The sequence below is a fragment of the Streptomyces sp. NPDC058373 genome (assembly GCF_042723275.1).
Classification (GTDB): domain Bacteria; phylum Actinomycetota; class Actinomycetes; order Streptomycetales; family Streptomycetaceae; genus Streptomyces.
Window position 1 is genome coordinate 26,505 of sequence record NZ_JBHXJE010000006.1, and the last position, 21,304, is coordinate 47,808.

25 protein-coding genes are annotated in these 21,304 nt (G+C 73.1%); 13 read left to right on the forward strand and 12 right to left on the reverse strand.

Features of this window, described 5'->3' with window-relative positions; all coding sequences use genetic code 11:
• Positions 1-219: 219 nt before the first annotated feature.
• The 3 genes from ACFWMZ_RS05970 to ACFWMZ_RS05980 form a co-directional block, all read right to left on the reverse strand.
• Positions 220-849, reverse strand: coding sequence for a hypothetical protein (locus tag ACFWMZ_RS05970; RefSeq protein ID WP_383178342.1), 630 nt, complete (start codon positions 847-849; stop codon positions 220-222).
• Between the two features lie 70 nt (positions 850-919).
• Positions 920-1,534, reverse strand: a complete 615-nt coding sequence (locus ACFWMZ_RS05975; protein ID WP_383178340.1) for a hypothetical protein — start codon at positions 1,532-1,534, stop codon at positions 920-922.
• Between the two features lie 193 nt (positions 1,535-1,727).
• On the reverse strand, positions 1,728-2,453 hold the full coding sequence (locus ACFWMZ_RS05980; protein ID WP_383199711.1) for an SDR family oxidoreductase: 726 nt from the start codon (positions 2,451-2,453) through the stop codon (positions 1,728-1,730).
• Between the two features lie 71 nt (positions 2,454-2,524).
• Between ACFWMZ_RS05980 and ACFWMZ_RS05985 the strand changes: the two genes are divergently transcribed.
• Positions 2,525-2,899 carry a MerR family transcriptional regulator gene (locus tag ACFWMZ_RS05985; RefSeq protein WP_383178334.1) on the forward strand — a complete coding sequence of 125 codons (375 nt, stop codon included), beginning with the start codon at positions 2,525-2,527 and terminating at the stop codon, positions 2,897-2,899.
• Between the two features lie 22 nt (positions 2,900-2,921).
• On the opposite strand, the gene ACFWMZ_RS05990 is transcribed toward ACFWMZ_RS05985, so the two are convergent.
• Together ACFWMZ_RS05990 and ACFWMZ_RS05995 are read right to left on the reverse strand one after the other, a co-directional pair.
• On the reverse strand, positions 2,922-3,632 hold the full coding sequence (locus ACFWMZ_RS05990) for a type 1 glutamine amidotransferase (protein WP_383178331.1): 711 nt from the start codon (positions 3,630-3,632) through the stop codon (positions 2,922-2,924).
• Between the two features lie 146 nt (positions 3,633-3,778).
• Entirely contained in the window at positions 3,779-5,065 is a 1,287-nt protein-coding gene (locus ACFWMZ_RS05995; protein WP_383199713.1) for an NAD(P)/FAD-dependent oxidoreductase, read from the reverse strand.
• Between the two features lie 295 nt (positions 5,066-5,360).
• Here ACFWMZ_RS05995 and ACFWMZ_RS06000 point away from each other — a divergent pair, with 295 nt between their 5' ends.
• The 6 genes from ACFWMZ_RS06000 (at position 5,361) to ACFWMZ_RS06025 (ending at position 9,714) form a co-directional block, all read left to right on the forward strand.
• Positions 5,361-6,047 carry a class I SAM-dependent methyltransferase gene (locus ACFWMZ_RS06000; RefSeq protein WP_383199807.1) on the forward strand — a complete coding sequence of 229 codons (687 nt, stop codon included), beginning with the start codon at positions 5,361-5,363 and terminating at the stop codon, positions 6,045-6,047.
• Positions 6,048-6,178: 131 nt separating this feature from the next.
• Positions 6,179-6,466, forward strand: a complete 288-nt coding sequence (locus tag ACFWMZ_RS06005; RefSeq protein ID WP_383199715.1) for a hypothetical protein — start codon at positions 6,179-6,181, stop codon at positions 6,464-6,466.
• A gap of 117 nt (positions 6,467-6,583) precedes the next feature.
• On the forward strand, positions 6,584-7,843 hold the full coding sequence (locus ACFWMZ_RS06010; protein ID WP_383199717.1) for a DUF308 domain-containing protein: 1,260 nt from the start codon (positions 6,584-6,586) through the stop codon (positions 7,841-7,843).
• The gene (locus ACFWMZ_RS06015) at positions 7,837-8,271 is read left to right on the forward strand and encodes a hypothetical protein (protein WP_383199719.1); all 435 of its coding nucleotides are present in this window, start codon (positions 7,837-7,839) and stop codon (positions 8,269-8,271) included. The genes ACFWMZ_RS06010 and ACFWMZ_RS06015 overlap by 7 nt, the downstream gene beginning before the upstream one ends.
• A 115-nt stretch (positions 8,272-8,386) precedes the next feature.
• Positions 8,387-8,953 (forward strand): hypothetical protein, encoded by a 567-nt coding sequence (locus ACFWMZ_RS06020; RefSeq protein ID WP_383199720.1) that lies wholly within the window; start codon positions 8,387-8,389, stop codon positions 8,951-8,953.
• Positions 8,950-9,714: a hypothetical protein gene (locus tag ACFWMZ_RS06025; RefSeq protein WP_383199722.1), complete on the forward strand. Its 765-nt coding sequence runs from the start codon at positions 8,950-8,952 to the stop codon at positions 9,712-9,714. Before ACFWMZ_RS06020 ends, ACFWMZ_RS06025 begins: the two co-directional genes overlap by 4 nt.
• A gap of 9 nt (positions 9,715-9,723) precedes the next feature.
• Here the strand turns inward: ACFWMZ_RS06025 and ACFWMZ_RS06030 are convergent, their stop codons facing one another.
• The 4 genes from ACFWMZ_RS06030 to ACFWMZ_RS06045 all read right to left on the reverse strand — a co-directional run bounded on the left by ACFWMZ_RS06030 (position 9,724) and on the right by ACFWMZ_RS06045 (position 12,210).
• A complete protein-coding gene (locus ACFWMZ_RS06030) occupies positions 9,724-10,470 on the reverse strand; it encodes a hypothetical protein (RefSeq protein WP_383178311.1) in 747 nt (248 codons plus the stop codon).
• A 227-nt stretch (positions 10,471-10,697) separates the two neighbouring features.
• The gene (locus ACFWMZ_RS06035; RefSeq protein WP_383178308.1) at positions 10,698-11,072 is read right to left on the reverse strand and encodes a VOC family protein; all 375 of its coding nucleotides are present in this window, start codon (positions 11,070-11,072) and stop codon (positions 10,698-10,700) included.
• Between the two features lie 246 nt (positions 11,073-11,318).
• Positions 11,319-11,495, reverse strand: a complete 177-nt coding sequence (locus tag ACFWMZ_RS06040) for a DUF397 domain-containing protein (protein ID WP_383199724.1) — start codon at positions 11,493-11,495, stop codon at positions 11,319-11,321.
• A gap of 7 nt (positions 11,496-11,502) precedes the next feature.
• Complete coding sequence (locus ACFWMZ_RS06045) at positions 11,503-12,210, reverse strand: FadR/GntR family transcriptional regulator (RefSeq protein WP_383199726.1); 708 nt, start codon at positions 12,208-12,210, stop codon at positions 11,503-11,505.
• 324 nt (positions 12,211-12,534) lie between these two features.
• Here ACFWMZ_RS06045 and ACFWMZ_RS06050 point away from each other — a divergent pair, with 324 nt between their 5' ends.
• The 3 genes from ACFWMZ_RS06050 (at position 12,535) to ACFWMZ_RS06060 (ending at position 16,782) form a co-directional block, all read left to right on the forward strand.
• Positions 12,535-13,845 (forward strand): SLC13 family permease, encoded by a 1,311-nt coding sequence (locus ACFWMZ_RS06050; protein WP_383178299.1) that lies wholly within the window; start codon positions 12,535-12,537, stop codon positions 13,843-13,845.
• A 95-nt stretch (positions 13,846-13,940) separates the two neighbouring features.
• Complete coding sequence (locus ACFWMZ_RS06055) at positions 13,941-15,422, forward strand: acyl-CoA synthetase (RefSeq protein WP_383199728.1); 1,482 nt, start codon at positions 13,941-13,943, stop codon at positions 15,420-15,422.
• Positions 15,415-16,782 carry a carboxyl transferase domain-containing protein gene (locus ACFWMZ_RS06060; protein WP_383199730.1) on the forward strand — a complete coding sequence of 456 codons (1,368 nt, stop codon included), beginning with the start codon at positions 15,415-15,417 and terminating at the stop codon, positions 16,780-16,782. The genes ACFWMZ_RS06055 and ACFWMZ_RS06060 overlap by 8 nt, the downstream gene beginning before the upstream one ends.
• Before the next feature lie 54 nt (positions 16,783-16,836).
• Here ACFWMZ_RS06060 and ACFWMZ_RS06065 read toward each other — a convergent pair whose 3' ends face one another.
• Together ACFWMZ_RS06065 and ACFWMZ_RS06070 are read right to left on the reverse strand one after the other, a co-directional pair.
• On the reverse strand, positions 16,837-17,325 hold the full coding sequence (locus tag ACFWMZ_RS06065; protein ID WP_383178290.1) for a MarR family transcriptional regulator: 489 nt from the start codon (positions 17,323-17,325) through the stop codon (positions 16,837-16,839).
• A gap of 153 nt (positions 17,326-17,478) precedes the next feature.
• Positions 17,479-17,976, reverse strand: a complete 498-nt coding sequence (locus tag ACFWMZ_RS06070) for a GNAT family N-acetyltransferase (protein WP_383178287.1) — start codon at positions 17,974-17,976, stop codon at positions 17,479-17,481.
• A gap of 158 nt (positions 17,977-18,134) precedes the next feature.
• On the opposite strand from ACFWMZ_RS06070, the gene ACFWMZ_RS06075 reads away from it, so the two are divergent.
• The 3 genes from ACFWMZ_RS06075 (at position 18,135) to ACFWMZ_RS06085 (ending at position 20,371) form a co-directional block, all read left to right on the forward strand.
• The gene (locus ACFWMZ_RS06075) at positions 18,135-18,608 is read left to right on the forward strand and encodes a VOC family protein (protein ID WP_383199732.1); all 474 of its coding nucleotides are present in this window, start codon (positions 18,135-18,137) and stop codon (positions 18,606-18,608) included.
• Positions 18,609-18,708: 100 nt separating this feature from the next.
• Positions 18,709-19,335, forward strand: coding sequence for an RraA family protein (locus ACFWMZ_RS06080; protein ID WP_383199734.1), 627 nt, complete (start codon positions 18,709-18,711; stop codon positions 19,333-19,335).
• Between the two features lie 76 nt (positions 19,336-19,411).
• Positions 19,412-20,371: a D-2-hydroxyacid dehydrogenase family protein gene (locus ACFWMZ_RS06085; RefSeq protein ID WP_383178278.1), complete on the forward strand. Its 960-nt coding sequence runs from the start codon at positions 19,412-19,414 to the stop codon at positions 20,369-20,371.
• A 30-nt stretch (positions 20,372-20,401) separates the two neighbouring features.
• Here the strand turns inward: ACFWMZ_RS06085 and ACFWMZ_RS06090 are convergent, their stop codons facing one another.
• Positions 20,402-21,259: a DMT family transporter gene (locus tag ACFWMZ_RS06090; RefSeq protein ID WP_383178275.1), complete on the reverse strand. Its 858-nt coding sequence runs from the start codon at positions 21,257-21,259 to the stop codon at positions 20,402-20,404.
• Positions 21,260-21,304: the final 45 nt, after the last annotated feature.

The following is a 21,304-nucleotide window of genomic DNA, read 5'->3' on the forward strand; positions in this document are numbered from 1 at the left end:
GAATCACCCGAGTACGTCCAGTACGAGGGAGATCCGGGCGCACGCCGAGAGCACGCACCAGACGCCGCAGGCTCTTCCACGAAGATCCGCCGGACAGGGCCTAGGGGGGTGGGCGCCCGCGGGCCCCACGCCCGCTTCCGGAGCGGACGGCCTCCCCGCCCGGCCACGCGTCGCGCGGGCGGGCGGGCCTCAGCCGGGATCAGCCGGGATCAGCCGGGATCAGCCGCAGTGTTCGGCGCGTTCCTCCTCGGTCATCTCGCGGGTGTTCTGGGTCTTGGAGCTGGTGCCCTCGGGCACCGGACCGGTGGCCTCGAACGGCACGTACCAGTAGTAGTGGCCGTGGAAGCGGCTCCCGAAGTGCAGCTCGTAGGTGCCCGAGACCCGCTGCATCTCGGGGGCGCGGTTGATGGTGCCGACGTGGCCCGGGCGGACCTCCAGGCTGGTGGTCTCGCTCTCGGTGTGCGAGCTGGACCAGCTCTGCTCGTAGCTGGTGGTGAGGGTGGTCTTGAAGACGTCGGCGTACCCGGCCTCGACGCTCAGCGAGACGCCGAGGCTGGTGGACTCGCTGGTGGTGTCCGACCAGGTCACGCTGGAGGTCTGGTTGTCCTGGGTGCAGTTGTACGCGCTGTCGCCCACCTGGTGGCCGTCGCCCTTGAAGGTCTCGGGCGGGCCGTCCGGGTGGAAGACGCACTTGTCGGTGCCGTTGTCGCACTTCTCCAGCAGTTCGCGGGAGGTGGGCGGGTCCTCGTGGTCCTGTGCCCCGGCCGCCTGCGCGGGGGACGGGGCGAGGATGAGCCCCGCGGTGGCCGCGGCGGCGGCGAGAAGGACGGTGACCGAACGCTTCGCCATGGTCTCTCCGTTGGTCTCGGTGTGGGGGGAAGCGGGGGTGTGGGGCCCCCGGTACGCGGAGTCCGTCCGCTCAGCTGAAGCCGACGGACCGCGTGCGGTCGTTCATGTACGAGCCGATGTCCGGGGTGTTCTCCTTGAACGGCCCGTCGCGGTCACCGCCGAGGCCGGGCTCGGGGTAGAGCCAGATCCAGCACTCGGCCCACGGCTGCACGGAGGAGATCCGGTTCTGCCAGGCGTCCTCGAAGGTGTACTCGTAGTCGACCTGGTCGTTCTTCTCGCACGGCGCCTCGCCGTACACGGTGAAGGAGTCCCCGCCGTAGTTCGTGTCGTCGTAGAAGGTGCCCTGGATGACCGAACCGGCCCGGACCGCCGCCTCGTCCTTCGCCAACGCCACCGTCTCGCGGCGCAGTTCGGGGCTCTGCGCGGCGGTGACGGCGGCGGCGGGGGCGTCGGTGATACGTCCGCCGGAGGCGGTGCTCACCGCGTCGGTGAAGGTGTCGAAGCACTCCTGGTGGCGGGTGTCCAGGTCCAGTACGCAGTGCTGGACCGTCGCGCCCGGCGCCGCTCCGGCGGGAGCGCCGCCGAGCAGCAGCGGAGTGCCGGCGGCCAGGGCCAGGGCGACGGCGCGCAGCGTGCGGCGGGGGGTGGCGGCCGGGGTGGGGCGCCGGCCTCTGTCAGGTGCCATCGGTGAGGCTCCTCTCGAAGTTGTCGAGGACATGCCCGCACCTTCTCGAACTCGTACGCCCCCAAACCGGCCCGCCCGAAGATGCCCGCACCCGCCCGGCGAACCCCCAGGTGACGCGGGACGGCCAAAAGCGGAACGCCCGTTCCGGGTCCGTTTGCCGACGGCCCTCCGCACGGGCGGCAGCGGCGGGGCGCTACGCCCTGCCGCTGCCGCCCGCGGCCAGGTGCGGGTACAGCAGGGCCGGGTCCTCGCCGAGCCGCGCCTTCCAGCGGGCCGTCCGCCCGTCGGCCAGCACTTCGAGGGAACCGGCCTGCAGGCCGTCCAGGGCCGCGCGGACGATCGTGTCCGGGTCGGACTTCTCGTCCTCGATGGTGGCCATCATGTCGGTGTCGACGCTCGCCATCGCCAGCGCCGTGACCTGCGTGCCCTGCCCGGCCAGTTCGTACCGGACGCCGTTGGTCAGCGCCCAGGCCGCCGCCTTGGACGCGCCGTAGCTGTTGGAGTGCTCGTACGCCATCCACGCCATGACCGACAGCACGTTCAGCACGGCCCCGCCGCCGTGGGCGGCCAGGACCGGCGCGAAGGCGCGCACCATGCGCAGGGGGCCGAAGTAGTTGGTCTCCATCTCCCGCCGGATGTCCCCCTCGGCCCCGTCGGTGAGCCGGGCGAAGGTCGACACTCCGGCGTTGTTGACGAGCAGGGTGGTGTCGGCGGCCGTACGCGCGGCCCGGGCGACCGACGCGGCATCGGTGACGTCCAGCTCCAGCGGGACGACCCCGGGCAGCGCGGGAACGGTCTCGGGCCGGCGGGCGGCGGCGTAGACCTTCTCGGCTCCCCGGCGCCGCAGTTCGGCGACGAAGCTGCGTCCGATGCCCCGGTTCGCGCCGGTGACGAGGGCGATCTCCTTGTGTATGTCCATGCTCGGTACGCTAGAACCTCACGTCGACGTGAGAGTCAAGGGCGGAGAGAGGGGAGTTCCGGCCGGTGGTCATGGCGGACACGACGAACGAGCTGAAGATCGGCGAGGTGGCCCGGCGGGCCGGGGTCAGCGTGCGCGCCCTGCGGTACTACGAGGAGCAGGGTCTCCTCACCCCCGGGCGCACCTCCTCGGGCCAGCGCCGCTACACCGAGGGCACCGTCGAGGTGGTCCGCCTCTTCCAGCGGTTCTACGCGGCCGGACTCAGCAGCCGGGCCATCGCGGCCCTGCTGCCCTGCGTGAACGGCGGCCGCCCCAGCGCCCCGCAGCGCCGCATGCTCCACACCGAACGCGACCGGCTCGCGACCCGGATCGAGGAGATGGCCAGCGCCCTGCACCGACTCGACCAGCTCATCACCGACGCCGACCGGGACGCCGGCACCGCCTAGGTCTGTCGACCCGTTCCGGGCCTCACCGCGCCCGCCGGACCAGCCCCGCGAACCGCCCCGCCACCTCGCCCCACACCGCCGCCGCCTCCGCGTCGTCCACCACGGCGGCCCGGTGCAGGGCGTCCCGCTCGTGCCCGTGGCGCCGCAGCCGGTCCTCGTTCCAGCGGAGGATGCCGTCGGCCGTCGCCTCGGGGTGGAACTGGACGCCCCATGCCCGCTCCCCCACCCGGAACGCCTGGTACGGGCAGTTCTCGCTCTCGGCCAGCCAGCGGGCGCCCGGCGGCAGGCGGGTGATGGCGTCCACGTGGTTCTGGATCGCGGTGGGCCTCGGCGGCAGCGCGCCGAAGAGCGGGTCCCCGGCGGCCTCGGGGCGCAGCCGCAGCCGGGTCGAGCCGAACTCGGGGCGGCCGTGCTCCCCGCGCACCTCTCCACCCGCGACCTGGGCCAGGAGCTGGCCGCCGAGGCAGATGCCGAAGTAGGGGGCGCCCTCGTCCAGGGCCTGGCGGGCGAGGGCGCGGGTGGGGGCGAGCCAGGGCGCCCGGTCGTCCTCGCCGGGGAGGTAGCCGCCGCCGAGGACGAGGAGGGCGGTGTGGTCGAGCCGGACCGGTACCGGCTCCCCGGCGTACGCCTGGACGACCACCGGGGTGACCCCGGCCGCCGTCAGCCAGGGCGCCCAGCGCCCGAGCCCGCCGCGCGGAAAGTTCTGGATGACCAGTGCCGTCGCCGTCGTCACGCCCACGCGCCCCCTCGCCGGTGCCGGAGGATCCGGCTGCCCGGTCGCCCAGTACACAGCGGCGCGGCCGGAGGAGTCCACCCCCGGCCGCGTACGCCCCGGCACCCGCCACCGTCACAGGGCGGGCCGGTCACAGGGCGGCCCGCTCACGCGGCGGGCCGGTCCGACCCCTCTTCCACAGCCGCCTGCTCGGGACTCCCCACGAAGACGTGCTGCCGCGTGTGGCTCAGATAGGCGAAGATCCACGACACCAGGGCACGCGCCTTCTGACTGGCGCCCGACAGCAGCGCCAGGTGGACGGCGAGCCAGACCAGGAAGCCGGCCGGGCCGCGCACCAGCCGCCGTCCGCGCCCGAGTTCGGCGACAGCCGACCCGCGCCCGATCATCGCCATGTACCCGCGGTCCTTGTACGCGAACGGCTCGGTCGCACGCCCCGCCCGCTGAGCGAGGATGTTGCGGGCCGCCCAGGCCCCCGACTGCTTGGCGACGGAGCCGAGTTGCGGCAGCCGCTCGTCCCGGTCGTCGGTGATGTTGGCGGCGTCCCCGAGGACGTACACCCCGTCGAACCCGGGCACGGTCAGATCCTTGGCGACGTCGATGCGCCCGCCCCGCCCCTGCGGCATCCCCGACTCGCGGAGCAGCGGCCCGGCCTTCAGGCCACCGGCCCAGATGACCAGGTCGGTGTCCATCGTGGCGCCGTCGGCGAAGCTGAGCCCGTCCTTGCGCACCTCGGTGACGGCCGAGCCGAGCTTGAGCCGTACCCCGCGCTCGACCAGCCGGCTGGCGGCGTACGCCTGCGACTTCTCGCTGAACCCGCCGAGCGTCCGGTCGACCATGTCCACCAGCGCGACCGAGCACCGCTTGGCGAGCTCCGCCGAGAAGAGCTTCGGCACCACGTAGTTGATGGCGTCCGCGATGGCCCCGGCGGTCTCCACCCCGGTCGGCCCCGCCCCGACCACGGCCACGTTCATCGACCTCTGCTCGGTGTCCGTGTCGGCCTGGTCGAGCAGCGCCACCAGCTCGGAGCCGAGCCGGGTGGCGTCGGTGGCGGAGTACAGGGGGTACGACTTCTCGCGCGCCCCCGGAGTGTCGAAGAAGTTGGCCTCGGCACCGCAGGCGACGATCAGCCCGTCGTCCGCCTCGTACACGGTCCCGTCCGCGAGGGTGATGGTCCGGCGGCCGGGATCGACGGCGGTCACTCTGGCGGTGAGCACCCGGACCGACGGCTGGTTCCGGAAGATCGACCGCAGCGGCCGCGCCAGCTCGGAGACCCCGATCTGCGCGGTCGCGAGCTGATAGAGCAGCGGCTGGAACTGGTGGTACCCGTGCACGTCCACCAGCAGGGTCCTCACCCCAGCACGGCCGAGCTTCTTGGCGGCTTCGATTCCCGCGAAGCCGCCTCCCACGACGATGACCTCGTACGTCTCTGCCATGCCTTAACGCTATGCCCGCTCCCCCGGGGGTGCATTCCGGGTGACTTCGGAGGGTGAGCACCACAGCCGCACCGCCTCCCCGGAATCGGACATTCCAGGCTGTTGGTCACCCGGGGTGAGCACACCCCGCGTAGGAGGAGTGAGCCGCGATCCGGCCATCCCCGGAGGGCGCCACCCGGCACGGCCGGCGGCCCCACGGCCACGCGCCCATCCACGCCCGCCCTGGAACCCCCGGGCGCGCCGATCGAGGGAACCGGCCATGCCCGCCGGCCGTTCGGCAACCATGGAAACCACGATGCGGGCGGGCTATCAAGGGACCGGGCCGGGCGCGATCACGCCGGACGGGTGCGCCGTGGAGCTGTACTCCCGGCTGCCGGTCGGTGGCGAGCCGGACATCATCGCGGCCGCCGTTCCGGCAGGGGCGCACATCCTGGAGCTGGGGTGCGGTGCCGGGCGGATGACGCATCCGCTGCTGGAGCGCGGCTTCACGGTGACCGCGGTGGACGAGTCGGCGGAGATGACCGACCGCGTCCTCGGCGCCCGCACCGTGTGCGGCCCCATCGAGGAGCTGGAGCTGGGCGAGACCTTCGACGTCGTCCTGCTGGCCTCGTTCCTCGTCCACGCCGGGGACGCCGAGGTCCGCCGCGGCCTGCTCCGCACCTGCCTGCGCCATCTCGCCCCCGGCGGGGTCGTCCTCATCCAGCGCGAGGGCGCGGACTACCACACCGCCGTCCCGCGCGAGCGCGTCGACCCGAGCGGCTTCACCGTCCGCATCGCCGAGGACGAGCCGATCGGCGACGGGGTCCACCGCGTCCGCTGCGAGTACGCGTTCCCTGACGCGACCTGGACGCAGACCTTCCTCTCCCGCCCGTTGAGCCGCGAGCAGTTCGAGGCCGCCTTGGCGGAGGTCGGGCTGGAGGTCGACACGCACCTGACGGACGACGGGATCTGGGTGCGCGCGGTGCCGGTGGCCGCGGGATAGCCCCGCCTGCCCGATTCGTCGCAGAACCTCCCTTCCCACGACCGGGGTTGGACCCGTGTGCGATCAATTGGCTACCCTGCGCCAACCCATGGGGTCGCCTCGCGGCCACCCGTCACGCGGAGGGAGCGTCCATGCCGGACCTGACCGTGGACTTCCACCTGCTCAACCAGTCCGACAAGCAACTACGCGCCCTACGCCGCGAGTTCGAGAACCTGGGCGAATGGAAGGACGACATCAGGGCCGTCGTGGGCGCCCCGGCGCTCCAGAAGGCCATGACGGATTTCATCGACAACTGGGACGACAACCGGAAACGCCTCCTCGAATCCCTCGAAGAGGTCGGAAAAATGGTCAAGGGCACCCGGGACGCCTTCAAGAACCTGGACGACGAGCTGGCCAAGGCCGGGAAGGGCGCCAAGTGACGCCCGTGCCCCTCGACTGCGGGGCCGTCCATGGCTAGGCCCCGCGACTGGACTCCGCTCCGCGAAGGCGACCCCGTACCCGGCGACCCTGGCGGCGTCCGCCGCCAGGTCAAGCACATGAAGAAGGTCGCCGAGTACCTGCGCACCCAGGCGGCCTCCCTCACCGCCATGGCGGACGCCGACAACCTCACGGGCAAGTACGCCGACGAACTCGCCGAGAACGCCCGCGGCCTCGGCCGCAAGCTCGACCTGGCCGAGGACCGCTACCGCGAGGTCAAGGGCCACCTCAGCGGCTGGGCCGAAGACCTCGAAGAGTTCCAGAAGCGCGCCGACCGCGCCCTCCGCGACGCCAAGGACGCCCAACGGACTATCGACGCCCACGAGTCACGCGCCGAGGACCCGCCCCGCCCCTCCGACGGCAAGCCGGCCGAGAAGCCCGCCGACACGGGCAAGGAGGACCCCCGCCTCAAGCAGGCCAAGGAAGACCTCCACGACGCCCGGACCCGCCTGGACACGGCCGAGGGCGACTACGAGGAACGCGCCGACCACGTCGCCCGCAAGATCCGCTCCTCCATCGACGACGACATGAAGGACAGTGTCTGGAACGACTTCAAGGGGTGGGTCGCCGACGCGGAATGGCTGAGCAAGTTCGCGGACTGGGCGGGCTGGGCCACAACCGTCTTAGGACTGGTCGCCATGGTCTTCCCCTTCGTCGGCGGCGTCGTCGCAGCCCTGACTCTCGCTGCGTTTTTGGTCCACCTGGTACAAGCGGCCACCGGCAATGGATCATGGTACGACGTCGTCATGGATATCGGGGCTTTCAAATTGGCCCGCGTGGGGACCAAGGCGGCCGATAAGATCAAGTCGCTGCAGCAGGGCTCACGCAATACCGCCGCCGATCTGGCGAAGGACAGGGCCAAGGCCCAAGCTTCAAGCGCCAACAAAGGCGCCAGAGACTCCGCAGCAAAGAGGGAGCGGAAGCGAGGGGGGACTTCCGGGTCGAAGCGAAACAAAGCACGGGCCAGCCGCCTCAACATGGAGAGAAAGAATCGGGCGGCCGGACACGATGCCGCCGAAGAGGTGCGTAACGCAGACCTGCCGGACATCACGCGGGGGGAGAAGCGTGAGGCGCTGCTCGACAAGGCCATGGGCCAGCAGATGAAGGACATCAGAAATCTGCGAGACATGCACCCGGACAACGCCGCTCTTGCCGCGAACGCCCGGAAGGCAGAGGGTCTACTCCTCGTTCACCAGGGCGCATGGGGCGTCAGCACCGTTGCCGATTTGGGCGACAAGGCCATCGATTCACAGTTTGAGCAATACGGAGCATGGAAGGACGGGATGACCGCCCCAATGGCAGGAACATCGCAGTGGTGAGAGAGAAGCGCCACCCCGAAGGCGCGGCGGCAATCAACGACAGGGACGGAGGCGTGGGCGAACGAGCCGTCCGACGGGGAATACTCGCAGTGAAGATCGTTTTCGCCTTGGCGTTCCTCCATCTCTGGATTCCTCTCATGACCGAAGACATGTTCGAAAGGATGATTTTCCCGCTACCCACGTGGGAATGGGCTCTCTATTCACTCACGCCAGCCATCCTCCTTTTCGTCGCCCGAAACTCCGCCCACCGGTCCCTCGTGAACAGGGAAACGGGCGTCCTCTGCGTCGCCCTCCTTCATTACCTTGTCTTCGCCACTATCTGGGCCGTCGGCGGCAACGCCCTTCTCTGGGTAGCCGTTGGCGCCAGCGTCTCGGGGCTTGCCGGACTATGGGCCTTCAGGCGAGGGGAGCACTCCGTTGTCAGGTGAGACGCCGACATCCACACCGGCCAGGGCGGCCACCGCTCCGTTCGCCACCGGCTACCGCCTCCTCCTCCCCGCCCAATGGGAGCAAGTCCCCCTCCGCGAAGGCACCGAGGAAGCCGTGCGGCGCATTCTGCGGGAGGCGTTCGCGCGGATCTCGCCCGAGGCCCCGCCCGACACGGTGGGCCCCTACAAGCGGGAGCTGGAGCGGCGGTTCCGGGCCGCTGTGGCCGAGGCTCAGCGCGGGCGGGCGCTCGATGTGTACCTGCCGGTGCGGCCGGTCGGGGAGAGCAATCTGGGGGCCTCGATCGTGGTGTCCGAGGCCCTGCTGCCCCGGCACCGGCGGAAGGGCCACGGCGGACCACCCGCCTCCCCGACCGACGTCGCGGTGCAGTTGCTGACCCGTAACGCCCCCGCGGCCGTCGGCGAGGCGGACCTCAGCTCGGGGGAGATCGACGGATCGCTCGCGGTGCGGCGGGAGTATGTGGCCGCCGCCGGTCCCTCCCGGGGAGCCGAACTGGCCACCCGCAGAGTGGAGTACATCGTCTCGGTTCCGGGCGACCCGGCGCGGTGGTTCGTCGCCGCCTTCTCCACGGTGGGCGCCGGTGACCCCGGTGACGAACTGGCCGAGGCCCTGGTCACCTGGTTCGACGCCCTGATGGAGACCTTTCGGTGGAGGTACGCGTGAAGAGGTTGAGTCTGTTCCGCCGGTCCGGCGCGTCCCAGGGATCCGACGGCCCCGCCGAACGCCCCCGCTACGGCGACTACGCCGGCTACACCGGATACGACGCGTCCACCAAGTACACGCCGTACACCCTGGACAGCGGATACGTCGGCTATCACGGCTTCTACGCCATCATCGACACCGAGTACCTCGACTGGGACCGGTGGGTGCACGTGGTGCCGCGGGACCCCGACACCCACGACGAGTGGCGGGACATCGGGGCCTGGTGCCGGCAGGAGGCGTCGGACCTGTGGGAGGACAGCGGGCTGGATCCGGGCCCGGGCGGGGTCGCGTACACGGCGACGATGCTGGAACGGTGCGCCGAGGTGTTCTGCCCGGTGGGCTCGAACAACGACCTGTTCCTACGGATGACGCATCCGGCCGACACCCCGCTTCCCGTCCTGGGAGTGGTCCGGCCCTCGTTCGGACCGCGCGAGGAGACCTTGCGCGCCCTGACCCTGGCCGACGATCCGGAGGCGGTCGAGCCGCCGGTGACGGCGTCGTTCACCTCTCCCCACCTCGGCGAGGGCCTCACGACCTTCCGCTACATCCCGCAGGAGGACGGCGCGAACGGCCTCTTCGCCTGCGTGCGCTACGCCTGGCAACTCACCGAGCCTCCGGCCGAGATGGTGCTGTGGACCGCGACCGACGACACGGCGCAGCTCCTCGACGCGGTCGAGGACATCGAGGAGCTGGCCCGTACTCTCCGGGTCTACGACCCCTGACAGGCGCCCTCACCCCTGCGTCTGCTGCGGGTCGACCACCTCGTCGGCCGGGGGCTCCTCGGCGTCGACCTTCTTGTTGTAGTCGGTGAGGGTGGTCTCGCTGGGGTTCTTCCCGCCCTTGCTGACGGCCTTGAGGATGTAGGGCTTGCCCTCGGTGGCGACGTAGAGGGTGAACTCCTCGCCGTTCTCGGCCTTCTTGGTGAGGGTCAGGGCGGATTCGCCGTCGACCTCGGTCTCCTCGCCCTTCTTCATTCCCTTGCGCTCGGACTTGTCGCTGTCGAGGGCGGCGACGATGGCCTGCTTGTCGCACATCCCCTCGGTACCGGCCTGCTCCGGGTCGGACTTGACCCACTTGCCCGCGAGCTTGTCGACGGTCTTCTGGGAGCCGGGCTGGGCCTGGAGCATGTTCTTCCAGAACTTCTCGTCGCCGCGCATGTAGACGGTCTCGCCGACCTGGAGCACGTCGGCCTCGGCCTCGGGGCCGGTGAGGGTGCCGGTGCAGTTGTCCTTGTTGTCGACGCTGAAGTCCAGCTTCACCTGCTGGCCCTGCTGCTGCCCGGTGCCGGTGATGTGGACCGACTCGGCGTCGCGGGTGGCCTTCACGGCCGACGCGGCTATCTCGTCGGCGCTCTTGCCGGAGAACGCGGCCTTGTCGTCGGAGCCCGCCGAGCCGCCCCCGCCCTCCCCGCAGCCGACCAGCACGGACGCGCCGAGGGTCACGGCGCCGAGCGCGATGAAAGCCTTTTTCGCAGACATGGAATTCCTCCCGTGGGAATGCAGGAAAAGCGCGAGAACATGAAAGGCGGAGCCGGGGCAATTCGCCTTGCGGTGTGCGGCGACCGGCTTCTGACCTTTCCGTGAAAGCGCGCCTGCCCTGCATTCCGGTGAGGATTCCGGGGACATTCTGTGACGGCGTGTTCGCGCCACCGGGCGAGCGTGTTCGGCCGTTCTCGCCCCACCGGCGCAGGCGGAGGGCGGTCGCCCTACCCCTTCCCCTCCACCACCTCCGTCGGCTTCACGCAGACGCAGAAGAGGTTCTGTTCCGGGTCGGCGAGGATCACGTAGTCGTCCTCGGGGTCGTCCGTGACGTGCTCGACGCGGCGGGCGCCGAGGGCGGTCAGGCGGGCGACCTCGCCTTCCTGGTCGTCGGTGTAGAGGTCCAGGTGCATCTGGTCGCGGGCCGTGACGGGGGTGCGGGAGCGCTGCAGCGAGAGGTTGACGCGGTCGCCGCGCAGGACGCGGAAGTCGTCGCCGGGGTCGGCGGAGGACGGGGCGAGAGCGAGTGCCGCGCTCCAGAAGCGCGTCATGGCGTCGAGGTCGGCACAGTTGATGACGGTGGAACCGATGCGGATACCCATACCTCAGCACCTTCCCCGCTCCGCCCCCGCCGACGGGCCAACCGGGCCGCACGCCCCTCCCCCAGCCCCACGACCGGGGGCCTCGGGGAGTGCGCAGTCGCCGCCGCCCCACCGGGCCCGGGCGGCGGCATCGTCATCGGCTTCGCCGCGCTGGCGCCGGCGGCGATCACGCGCCTGGTGGGGGTGGCACGGGAGGCGGCGGGACCGCGCCCCCGGGTGGGCCGACCCCGCCCTGGACAGTGAGCCTCAGCCCTGAGACTTGGCGAGCGCCACCAGACCGGCGAACCCCTCGCGGGAGAGGACGAGATGGGGGCCGCCCTGGTCCTTGCTGTCCCGCACCCGGAACTCACCCGTGGCCGCCGCGTGTCCCGGGGCCCACTCGACGCACTGGCCGCCTTCGCCGCCGCTGTAGCACGCCCACATCCGGCTGTCAGCGCTCCCCCGGCTCCCACTCCAGCAACCGCACCTTCGCCACCGTCCGTACGTGCCGCCGCATCGCGGCGGCGGCCTGCTTCGGGGTGCCGGACTCGATCGCGTCGAGGATGGCGTGGTGCTGGGCGAGGGAGCGGTCGGGGCGGCCGGGCTGGCGGAGGGACTCGCGGCGGCTCTCGGTGATCTGCTCGGTGAGGGAGGCCATGAACTCGGCGAGGAGCGGGCTGTGTCCGGCCTCGGTGACGGCGGCGTGGAAGAGGCGGTCGCCCTCCTCTCCGTGGCCGCCGCCCGCGATCTCCTCGGCCATGTGGACGAGGGCGGTGCGCAGGGCGGCGAGGTCGTCCTCGGTGCGGCGGGACGCGGCGAGTTCGGCGAGTTTGGTCTCCAGGGCCTCCCGGGCCTCCAGGACGTCGGGGAGGCGGCGCCTGCGTTCGACCAGGCGCTCGACCGGCTCGTGGTCGAGGGTGTCGCGGAGCAGGTAGGTGCCGCCGCCGTGCCGGGTCTCGACCAGGCCCTGGACCTCCAGGACGACCACGGCCTGCTTGACGGAGGCGCGGCTCACCCCGAGGCGCTGGGCCAGGTCGCGTTCGGCGGGCAGGCGGTCCCCCGCGGTCAGGCGGTGCTCGGCGGCGTAGGCCCGGAGGCGCTCCAGGACCTGTTCGTAGAGGCGGGTGCGGCCCATCGGGCGCAGCGCGTCGTCGGTCATGAGAAACCCCTGTCCTCCGGCTGCCGCCGGCTCCCCTGCCGTCCCCCCGCCGACCGGGCGCGCGGCTGCCTCGGGGCGCCCGGACCGGTCGCGCCCGGAGCGTAACACCGGGAGCCGGAGCGGCCGTTGGCTCCGTACCCGGCGGCCGAGTGGCTGAACCAATTCGTGCGCGACCCGTTGACAGGCGCCGCCGCAGGGCCGAGCGTGGTCCAGCCACTGGGCCACCGAGGCGGGACGCTTCGTGGGCCCCGGGTCCTTTCGGGCTCAACACCCCACTGGACCCCGTGACATGACCCATTGGGACCCATGGGACGGGAGCCCCTGATGTCTGCCGAACTACTCTCCATCCTGGTGCTGGCGGTGCTGTTCGTCGTCGGCACCACGCGGTCCGTGAACATGGGCGCACTGGCCTTCGCCGCCGCCTTCGGGGTCGGCACCCTCGCCGCCGGGCTCGACGCGGACGGGATCTTCGCCGGGTTCCCCGGTGACCTCTTCGTGGTCCTCGTCGGCGTCACGTACTTCTTCGCCATCGCCCGCGCCAACGGCACCACCGACTGGCTGGTGCACGCCGGGATCCGGCTGGTGCGCGGCCGGATCGCGCTGATCCCCTGGGTGATGTTCACCGTCACCGGGGTGCTGACCGCGATCGGCGCGGTCAGCCCGGCGGCGGTCGCCATCGTCGCGCCGCTCGCCATGGGCTTCGCCGCCCGCTACGGCATCAAGCCGCTGCTGATGGGCGCCCTCGTCGTGCACGGCGCCCAGGCCGGCGGCTTCTCCCCGATCAGCATCTACGGCTCGACCGTCAACGGCATCCTGGAGCGCGAGGGCCTGCCCGGCAGCCCCGTCGCCCTCTTCCTGGCCAGCCTCTTCGCCAACCTGGCCATCGCCGCCCTGCTCTTCGTCGCCCTCGGGGGACTGCGGCTGCGGGGGCGGGACCTGGGGGACGAGAAGGGCGAGGGCGCGGCGGACGGGACCGGCGGCGCCGGCGGTACGGGCACCCTGACAGGAACCCGCACCGTCCCCGAGGCCGACCTGCTCCGCCTCACCCCCGCCCGGATCGCCACCCTGGCCGGCCTTGTCGCGCTGGTCGTCGCGGTCCTCGTCCTCGACCTCGACGCCGGTCTCACCGCCATCACCCTCGCCGTGCTGCTCGCCGTCGTCTGGCCGGACGACAGCAAGGCCGCGGTCGCCCACATCACCTGGCCGACCGTGCTGCTGATCTGCGGCATGCTCACCTACGTCGCGGTGCTCCAGGAGATGGGCACGATCGACTGGGCCGGGGAGCACGTCGGCTCGATCGGCATCCCGCTCCTCGCGGCGCTGCTCTTCTGCTACATCGGCGCGATCGTCTCCGCCTTCGCCTCGTCGGTGGGGATCATCGGCGCCCTCATCCCGCTCGCCGTGCCCTTCCTGGAGCAGGGCGAGATCGGCGTCGTCGGCATGGTCGCGGCGCTCTCCGTGTCGGCGACCGTGGTCGACGTCAGCCCGTTCTCGACCAACGGCGCGCTCGTCCTCGCGGCAGCCGAGGACACCGACCGCGAACACTTCTTCCGCCAGCTCATGCTGTACGGCGGCGCGGTCACCGTGCTGGCCCCGGCCGTGCTGTGGCTGGCGCTGGTGGTGCCAGGCTTCTGACCCGGGTAACCCTGGTCAGAAGGCTCCGCCCGGCCAGGGCCCCCGCCCGACCCGACCGACCTCGACCGCACCCGACCGACCGAGGAGAACCACCCGTGACCTCACCCGCCTCGCCCCCCGCCCCCGACACGGCCCCGCTCTTCCCCGCCCTGCACACCCCGCCCACCCCGCCGAAGCCCGCCCTGCGCTTCGGCGACCGCGAGCTGGAGTACGGGCAGGTGGCCCGCCTCGCCGGAGCGCTGGCCCGGGAGCTGCCGCGCGGGCGCCGGGTCGCCGTGTGGGCGACGCCCAGCCTGGAGACGGGTGTGGCGGTGGTCGCGGCGCTGCTGGCCGGGGTGGCCGCCGTACCGCTCAATCCGAAGGCGGGGGCGCGCGAGCTGGCGCACATCCTCGGGGACAGCGACCCGGCGCTGGTGCTGGCCACGCCCGGCGAACCGCTGCCGGAGCAGTTGGCGGGGCTGGAGCGCAAGGACGTGGTGACCGATCCGGAGGCCGTACCGGAGACGGTGGCGCTGCCCGCCGAGCCGGGCCCCGAGGCGCCCGCGCTGATCGTCTACACCTCGGGCACCACCGGCCCGCCCAAGGGCGTGGTCCTCCCGCGGCGCGCCCTGACCAGCACGCTCGACGCGCTCCAGGACGCCTGGCAGTGGACCGCCGACGACACCCTCGTCCACGGTCTGCCCCTCTTCCACGTGCACGGCCTGATCCTCGGCGTCCTCGGCCCGCTCAGGCGCGGCGGCTCCCTGGTCCACCTGGTCCGCTTCTCCACCGACGGCGTACGCCGGGCGCTGGAGGGCGGGGCGACGCTGATGTTCGGCGTCCCGACGATGTACCACCGGATCGCCGAGGAGGCGGCCGGGGACCCGGCGCTGGCGGCGGCGCTCGCCAAGGCAAGGCTGCTCGTCTCCGGCTCGGCCGCGCTCCCCGTCCACGACCAGGAGCGGATCGCCGCCGCCACCGGCCGCCGGGTCGTCGAGCGGTACGGGATGAGCGAGACCCTGATGAACACCAGCGTCCGCGCCGACGGCGAGCCGCGCCCCGGCACCGTCGGGGTCCCGCTGGCCGGGGTGGCGCTGCGGCTGGTCGAGGACGACGGCACGGAGATCGGGGCGTGGGACGGCGAGACGGTCGGGGAGATCCAGGTGCGCGGCCCGAACCTCTTCACCGAGTACCTCAACCGCCCCGACGCCACCACCGAGGCCTTCGACGGCGACTGGTTCCGCACCGGCGACATGGCGGTCCGCGAGCCCGACGGGTACGTGCGCATCGTGGGCCGCCGCGCCACCGACCTCATCAAGTCCGGCGGCTACAAGATCGGCGCCGGCGAGATCGAGAACGCCCTGCTCGACTTCCCCGGCGTCCGCGAGGCCGCCGTCACCGGCGAACCCGACCCCGACCTGGGCGAACGCGTCGTCGCCTGGCTCGTCTCCGACCGAGGCCCGCTGGACGAGCAGGCGGTGGCCGACCACGTCGCCCGCCAGCTCGCCCCGCACAAGCGCCCCCGCGTCATCCGCTACCTCGACGCCCTGCCCCGCAACGACATGGGCAAGATCATGAAGCGGGCCCTGCATGGCTGACCGCGACGCCCTCACCGCCCGCTCCCTGCTCGCCTCCCTCGACCCGGAGTACGTGGAACTGGGTTTCCTCGGGCCCGAGTTCACCGACGGCCCGCTGCACTGGCCCGGCTACGGCGACGCCCGCGCCCGGGCCCGCGCCCGGACCGGCGAGCGCGAGTCCGTCGTCTGCGCCACCGCCCGCGTCGCCCATGACGGGAAGGGCTCCTGCCCTGCGCCCGAAGCCGTCGTGATCGCCTTCGAGTTCGGCTTCCTCGGCGGCTCGCTCGGCGAGGCCACCGGCGACCGCATCGAGGCCGCCTACGCCCACGCCCGCACCCGCCGGCTCCCCGTGGTCTCCCTGGTGGCGACCGGCGGAAGCCGCATGCAGGAGGGGATGCGCGCCCTCAGCCAACTCCAGCGGGTGGCCCGGCAGACCGTCCTCACCCGGCGCGCCGGACTCCCGCAGATCGCGGTGGTCCGCGACCCCACCACCGGCGGCGGCTGGGCCACGCTCGCGGCCGGCGCCGACGTGGTCCTCGCCCTGCCCGGCGCCCAGGTCGGCTTCGCCGGCTCGCGGGTCCGCCCGGCAGGCGCCGAGCCGTACGCCTACACCGCCGAGGGCCAGTACGCGGCCGGGCACCTCGACGCCCTCACCGGACCCGCCGAGCTGCCCGGCGCCCTCGGCCGCTGGCTCACCCTGCTCGCCACCCCGCCGGCACCCGCGCGCCCGGCCGACCCGCCGCACGCGCTCGCCCCCGGGCCCCTCCCGGCCGACGGCGCCGAGGCGGTCCGCCGGTCCCGCGCGCCCGGACGCCCGCGCGCCGACGCCTACCTGGACGCCTACTTCGCCTGGCGCGAGGAGATCCGGGGCGACCGGACCGGCGCCACCGACCCCGGCCTGCGCTGCGGCTTCGGTCACCGCGACGGGCGGACCATCGCCTACGCCGCCCAGTGCGGCACCGCGACGCGGCCCGCCGGGTTCCGCACCGCCGCCCGCCTGGTGCGCACCGCCGACCGGCTCGGCATCCCCGTCCTCACCCTCATCGACACCCCGGGCGCGGCCAACGACGCCGCCGCCGAAGAGGGCGGCGCGGGCCCGGCCATCGCCGACCTCTTCGCCGCCGTCGCCGAGGCCGAGGTCCCCGTCACCTCGCTGCTCATCGGCGAGGGCGGCTCCGGGGGCGCGCTGGCGCTGGCCGCCCCCGGCCGCCTCTGGACCACCCCCGACAGCTACTTCTCGGTCATCGCCCCCGAACTGGCCGCCGCCATCCTCAAGCGGCCCCCGGACGAGGTCCCGGCCACCGCCGACGCGCTCCGGCTGCGCCCGCAGGACGCGGTGGAGCTGGGGGTGGCGCGGGGCGTCGTACCGGGCGGGGCGTAGGAAGGCGCGTACGCGCGGGAGGCTCCGGCCGGGCGTCCCGCGCGTACCCGTACCTCAGCGCGCGGGCACGGTCGCCCCCGTGTTCCGCATCAGCCGCATCAGCACACGCAGGGTCGTCGCGTAGTCGGCATCGTCGATGCCCGCGTGCAGCTCGGCTCGCCACTCGGGAGCGCGCGCCTTGAGGCCGGCGCGGGCCGCGTCCCCGGCCTCGGTGATCCACAGCCGCCCCTCCCCGTCCCGGGTGACCCAGCCGGAGGCGAGCAGCACCTCCGCCTCGGCGGCGAGGTCGTCCTCGGGCCTGAGGAAGGAGGCCATCGCGGCCTGGAGTTCGCCGACGGTCTTCCCCTCCCCGTCCGCCGCGACGTCGTTCGGCGAGAGGAACCGCAGCATCCAGAACCGGGGCTGGGTGAACCCCGCCTCGGCCTGCTTGCGCCGCACGAACCCGATGGTCTCCTCGTACGCCAGCTTGGTCCAGTAGGGGGCGGGCTGGCCCGCCAACTCCTCGTCGGTGTACCGGTGGTGCGTGTCCGTCTCCACGGTCATGGTGGTGTCCCCTCGTCCTCACGTCCGCATGTCTGCGCGTCTGCGCGTCTTGGCCGACGCGGCCCAACGTAGAACCTCGACCAAGGTTGAGAGCAAGGGTCGTTGCGGACGGACGTCCGGACCGGCGGGGCGGCGGAGGCGGAGCCCGGTCCGTCAGCCGTCGACCAGCGACCGGTGCATGATGTGCAGTCCCACGTAGCCCTCGCTCGGGTGGTGGAATCCCTCGGGCAGCGTGCCCAGCACCTCGAAGCCCAGCGACTCGTACAGCTTCACCGCATGGGTGTTGGTCTCCACCACGGCGTTGAACTGCATCGCCCGGTACCCCTCGGCGCGCGCCCAGTCGATCGTGTAGGCGCAGAGCGCCCGGCCCACGCCGCGCCCGCCGTGCGCGGGGTCGACCATGTAGCTGGCGCCGGCGATGTGGGAGCCGTTGCCCATGTGGTTGCGGTTCATCTTGGCGGTGCCGAGGACGGTGCCGGAGTCGTCCACGGCGACCACGGTGCGGCTCGGCGCCTTCATCATCCACCAGCCCTCGGCGTCCTCCCGGGACAGCTCCAGCGGGTAGGTGAACGTCTCGCCCGCGCGGACGATCTGCTCGAAGAACGGCCAGACGGCGTTCCAGTCCTCGGTGCGGGCCTCACGGATCAGCATCCGGCCATCCTGGCCCCACCGTCCCCACCCCGTCCACGGCTTTCCCTCGCCCCCGCCTCCCCAGGGGGCGCCACCCACCCTTGACCTCGACTCCGCTTGAGCTCCTACGTTCGGCCGCGTACGCCGCCCCGCCCCGCCCACGCCCCGAGGAGCCCGCCATGCCCGCCCCAGCCCCCGGCACCGTCCCCGCCCCCTACCGGCACGCCGTGATCCCGCACATCCTCGTGGACGACGCGAACGCCGCCCTCGCCTACTACGAGCGGGCCTTCGGCGCCGAACCGCGCTTCCGCCTCGACGGCGACGACGGCGAGGTGGTGCACGCCGAGATCACCGTGGCGGGCGCCGTCCTGATGCTCGGCGACGCCCGCGGTGAGCTCCGCTCCCCGGCCGCCCTCGGCGCCACCCCCGTCATCCTCCACGTCTACGTCCCCGACGTGGACGCCCTCACGGCCCGCGCCACCGCCGCCGGGGCCGAGCTGCTGGAGGGGCCGGCCGACCAGTTCCACGGCGACCGCACCGCGATGCTCCGCGACCCCTACGGCCACCTCTGGATCCTCCTCACCCACCTGGAGGACCTCGCCCCGGAGCAGATCGCGGAGCGGAGGGCCGAGGCGGGAGGGGCGACCGGCTGACCTCCCGGGAACCGGTGACAGCACGGCGCGCGCTCCGTACGCTGGCGGCGGCGCGCGCCCCGCCCGCGCCGAGCCGCGACGCCCCGTCCCAAAGGACCCCGTGACCGCCACGCCCACCCCCCTCAGCGACGTCTCCCCGACCACCCTCGCCGACCTCCTCGGCCGCGAACAGGTCATGGACTTCGGGGTGCGGACGCTCTGGCCCACGCCGCCCCGGGTCGCGGGCCCGGCCTTCACCGTCCGCTGCGCCCCCGGCGACCAGCTCATGCTGCACGCCGCCATCTACCGGGCGGCGCCCGGTTCGGTGGTGGTGGTCGAGGGCGGCGGCACCGAGTACGCGGTCGCCGGGGGCAACGTCTGCGCCGTCGCCCAGCGCCGGGGCGTCGCCGCCTTCGTGGTGGACGGGGTCGTCCGCGACCTGGCCGAGATCCGCGCCTCCGGCTTCCCCGTCTTCGCCCGGGGCGTCGTCCCCAAGCCCGGCACCAGGAAGGCGGTGTCGCCGCTGGGCGGCGAGGTGCGGTGCGGCGGTGTCACGGTCCGCGCCGGTGACCTGGTCGTCGCCGACGAGGAGGGCGTGGTCGTGGTCCCCGCCGACCGGCAGGACGAGCTGCTCCGAGCGGCCCGCCGCAAGCAGTCGGCGGAGGCGGCCCAGTCCCTCGACGCCTGGGAGACCGACCACTACGCCCGCGTCCAGCAGGCCCTCGCCGCCCAGGGCCACACCGACTGACGGGTCCGCACCGCCCGCGTAACCGTCCCGCGTACGCCCTCCCGCGAACAGCACCCCGAACGGAGCCCCCCCCCGCATGCCGCTGCGCTGCGCCCTGCTGGACGACTACCAGGGGGCCGCCACCACGGCCGCCGACTGGTCCCCCGTCCTGGACCGCGTCGAACTGACCCGCTTCCCCACGCACCACACCACCGAGGACGAACTCGCCGAAGCCCTGGCGGACTTCGACATCGTCGTCACCCTGCGCGAACGCGTCGCCTTCCCCGCCTCCCTCCTCGCCCGGCTCCCCCGCCTCCGCCTGCTGATCGCCTCGGGCATGCGCAACTCCGTCATCGACCACGAGGCGGCCCGCGCCCACGGCGTCACCGTCTGCGGCACCGCCAGCTCCTCGGTCCCGCCCGTCGAACTGACCTGGGCCCTGATCCTCGGCCTCGCCCGCCACCTGGTCGCGGAGAACACCGCGCTGCGCACCGGCGGCCCCTGGCAGTCCACCCTCGGCACCGACCTGCGCGGCCGCCGCCTCGGCGTGGTCGGGCTCGGCAGGATCGGCTCCCAGGTCGCCCGGATCGGCGCCGCCTTCGGCATGGAGGTCGCCGCCTGGAGCCAGAACCTCACCCCGGAACGCGCCGCCGAGCACGGCGTCCGCCTCGCGCCCGGCCTGCCCGACCTGCTGGCCGAGAGCGACGTGGTCACCCTCCACCTCAAGCTGGGCGACCGCACCCGGGGGCTCATCGGCGCCCGCGAACTGGCCCTGCTGAAGCCCACCGCGTACTTCGTCAACACCTCCCGCGCCGCCCTGGTCGACCACGACGCGCTGCTCGCCGCCCTGCGCGAGGGCCGCATCGCCGGAGCCGGCCTCGACGTCTTCCCGGCCGAACCCCTCCCCGCCGACGACCCCGTACGCACCACGCCCCGCCTCCTGGCCACCCCCCACCTCGGCTACGTCACCGAGCACACCTACGCCACGTACTACCGCGAGGCCGTCGAGGACATCGCCGCCTACCTCGACGGCGCCCCGGTACGCGTCCTCGGCTGAGCCCCGGCCCCGGCCGGCCGCGGCGGGCCCTCACCCCGTCAGGTCCCGCAGATGCGGCACCGCGCGGGTCAGCTCCCGCACGCCCCAGGCGATCAGCGCCACCCCCGCCAGCTCCGGCACCACCCACCAGCCGCCGCGCACGCTCTCCTCGAAGACGACGATGCCGAGGAGGAGGCTGACCGAGGCATCGCCGATGGTCAGCGCGGGCTGAGAGGCGGCGAGCGGCCCGGCCTGGAGCGCGTTCTCCAGCAACAGCACCGCCGCGACCCCGGTCACCGCGAAGCCGTACGTCTGCCAGGTGGCCAGGAACGCGGTGAGCCCGTCCGAGGCGAGCGTTCCGGTGGCGGACTTGAGCAGGGCCGCCGTCAGCGCGTTGCCGACCGCCGACGCGCCCCCGAGCGCCGCCGCCCGGAACAGCGGCGACCGGCTCCCCCTCGACGCCCCCACCGCCAGCACCATCGCCCCCACACAGCCCACCAGCACCGGAATCCACCGGCTCATCGGCGCGTCCACCCTGGCCCCGGACGGCGCCGCCGCCCCCAGCACCACCACGAGCCCCACGACCACCGCGGCCACCGCCCACCACCCCTCGCGCGGCAGCTTCCGGTGCAGCAGCGGCACCCCGATCAGCAGCGCGAACGGCAGCTCCAGCACGAACACCGGCTGCACCAGCGCCAACGGCCCGTTGGCCAACGCCAGCGCCTGGAACAGCGCCGCCCCGACGACCCCGGCGATCCCCAGCAGCCACACCGGCTTCCGCGCCAGCTCCCGCACCAACCGCCAACCCCCACCGGACGCCACCGACGAGGCCGCCTTCCGCTGAAGGGCGGTACCGGCCGCGTTGCTGGCGGCACCGAGAACGGCGAAGAACACGGCAAGAACGAGCATGCGCCATCCGTGCCCGGGGGCACCCCGGACCTCCCCGCCCCGGGC

What these genes read in the sequence shown, in the direction of transcription:
- ACFWMZ_RS06005 (WP_383199715.1), top strand. Translation starts at nt 6,179, where the DNA reads ATGCCGGACCTGACCGTGGACTTCCACCTGCTCAACCAGTCCGACAAG.
- ACFWMZ_RS05980 (WP_383199711.1), bottom strand. Translation starts at nt 2,453, where the DNA reads ATGGACATACACAAGGAGATCGCCCTCGTCACCGGCGCGAACCGGGGC.
- ACFWMZ_RS06035 (WP_383178308.1), bottom strand. Translation starts at nt 11,072, where the DNA reads ATGGGTATCCGCATCGGTTCCACCGTCATCAACTGTGCCGACCTCGAC.
- ACFWMZ_RS06050 (WP_383178299.1), top strand. Translation starts at nt 12,535, where the DNA reads ATGTCTGCCGAACTACTCTCCATCCTGGTGCTGGCGGTGCTGTTCGTC.
- ACFWMZ_RS06075 (WP_383199732.1), top strand. Translation starts at nt 18,135, where the DNA reads ATGCCCGCCCCAGCCCCCGGCACCGTCCCCGCCCCCTACCGGCACGCC.
- ACFWMZ_RS06090 (WP_383178275.1), bottom strand. Translation starts at nt 21,259, where the DNA reads ATGCTCGTTCTTGCCGTGTTCTTCGCCGTTCTCGGTGCCGCCAGCAAC.
- ACFWMZ_RS06065 (WP_383178290.1), bottom strand. Translation starts at nt 17,325, where the DNA reads ATGACCGTGGAGACGGACACGCACCACCGGTACACCGACGAGGAGTTG.
- ACFWMZ_RS06000 (WP_383199807.1), top strand. Translation starts at nt 5,361, where the DNA reads ATGCGGGCGGGCTATCAAGGGACCGGGCCGGGCGCGATCACGCCGGAC.
- ACFWMZ_RS06030 (WP_383178311.1), bottom strand. Translation starts at nt 10,470, where the DNA reads ATGTCTGCGAAAAAGGCTTTCATCGCGCTCGGCGCCGTGACCCTCGGC.
- ACFWMZ_RS05970 (WP_383178342.1), bottom strand. Translation starts at nt 849, where the DNA reads ATGGCGAAGCGTTCGGTCACCGTCCTTCTCGCCGCCGCCGCGGCCACC.
- ACFWMZ_RS05985 (WP_383178334.1), top strand. Translation starts at nt 2,525, where the DNA reads ATGGCGGACACGACGAACGAGCTGAAGATCGGCGAGGTGGCCCGGCGG.
- ACFWMZ_RS06045 (WP_383199726.1), bottom strand. Translation starts at nt 12,210, where the DNA reads ATGACCGACGACGCGCTGCGCCCGATGGGCCGCACCCGCCTCTACGAA.
- ACFWMZ_RS06040 (WP_383199724.1), bottom strand. Translation starts at nt 11,495, where the DNA reads ATGTGGGCGTGCTACAGCGGCGGCGAAGGCGGCCAGTGCGTCGAGTGG.
- ACFWMZ_RS05995 (WP_383199713.1), bottom strand. Translation starts at nt 5,065, where the DNA reads ATGGCAGAGACGTACGAGGTCATCGTCGTGGGAGGCGGCTTCGCGGGA.
- ACFWMZ_RS06070 (WP_383178287.1), bottom strand. Translation starts at nt 17,976, where the DNA reads ATGCTGATCCGTGAGGCCCGCACCGAGGACTGGAACGCCGTCTGGCCG.
- ACFWMZ_RS06010 (WP_383199717.1), top strand. Translation starts at nt 6,584, where the DNA reads ATGAAGAAGGTCGCCGAGTACCTGCGCACCCAGGCGGCCTCCCTCACC.
- ACFWMZ_RS05975 (WP_383178340.1), bottom strand. Translation starts at nt 1,534, where the DNA reads ATGGCACCTGACAGAGGCCGGCGCCCCACCCCGGCCGCCACCCCCCGC.
- ACFWMZ_RS06060 (WP_383199730.1), top strand. Translation starts at nt 15,415, where the DNA reads ATGGCTGACCGCGACGCCCTCACCGCCCGCTCCCTGCTCGCCTCCCTC.
- ACFWMZ_RS06085 (WP_383178278.1), top strand. Translation starts at nt 19,412, where the DNA reads ATGCCGCTGCGCTGCGCCCTGCTGGACGACTACCAGGGGGCCGCCACC.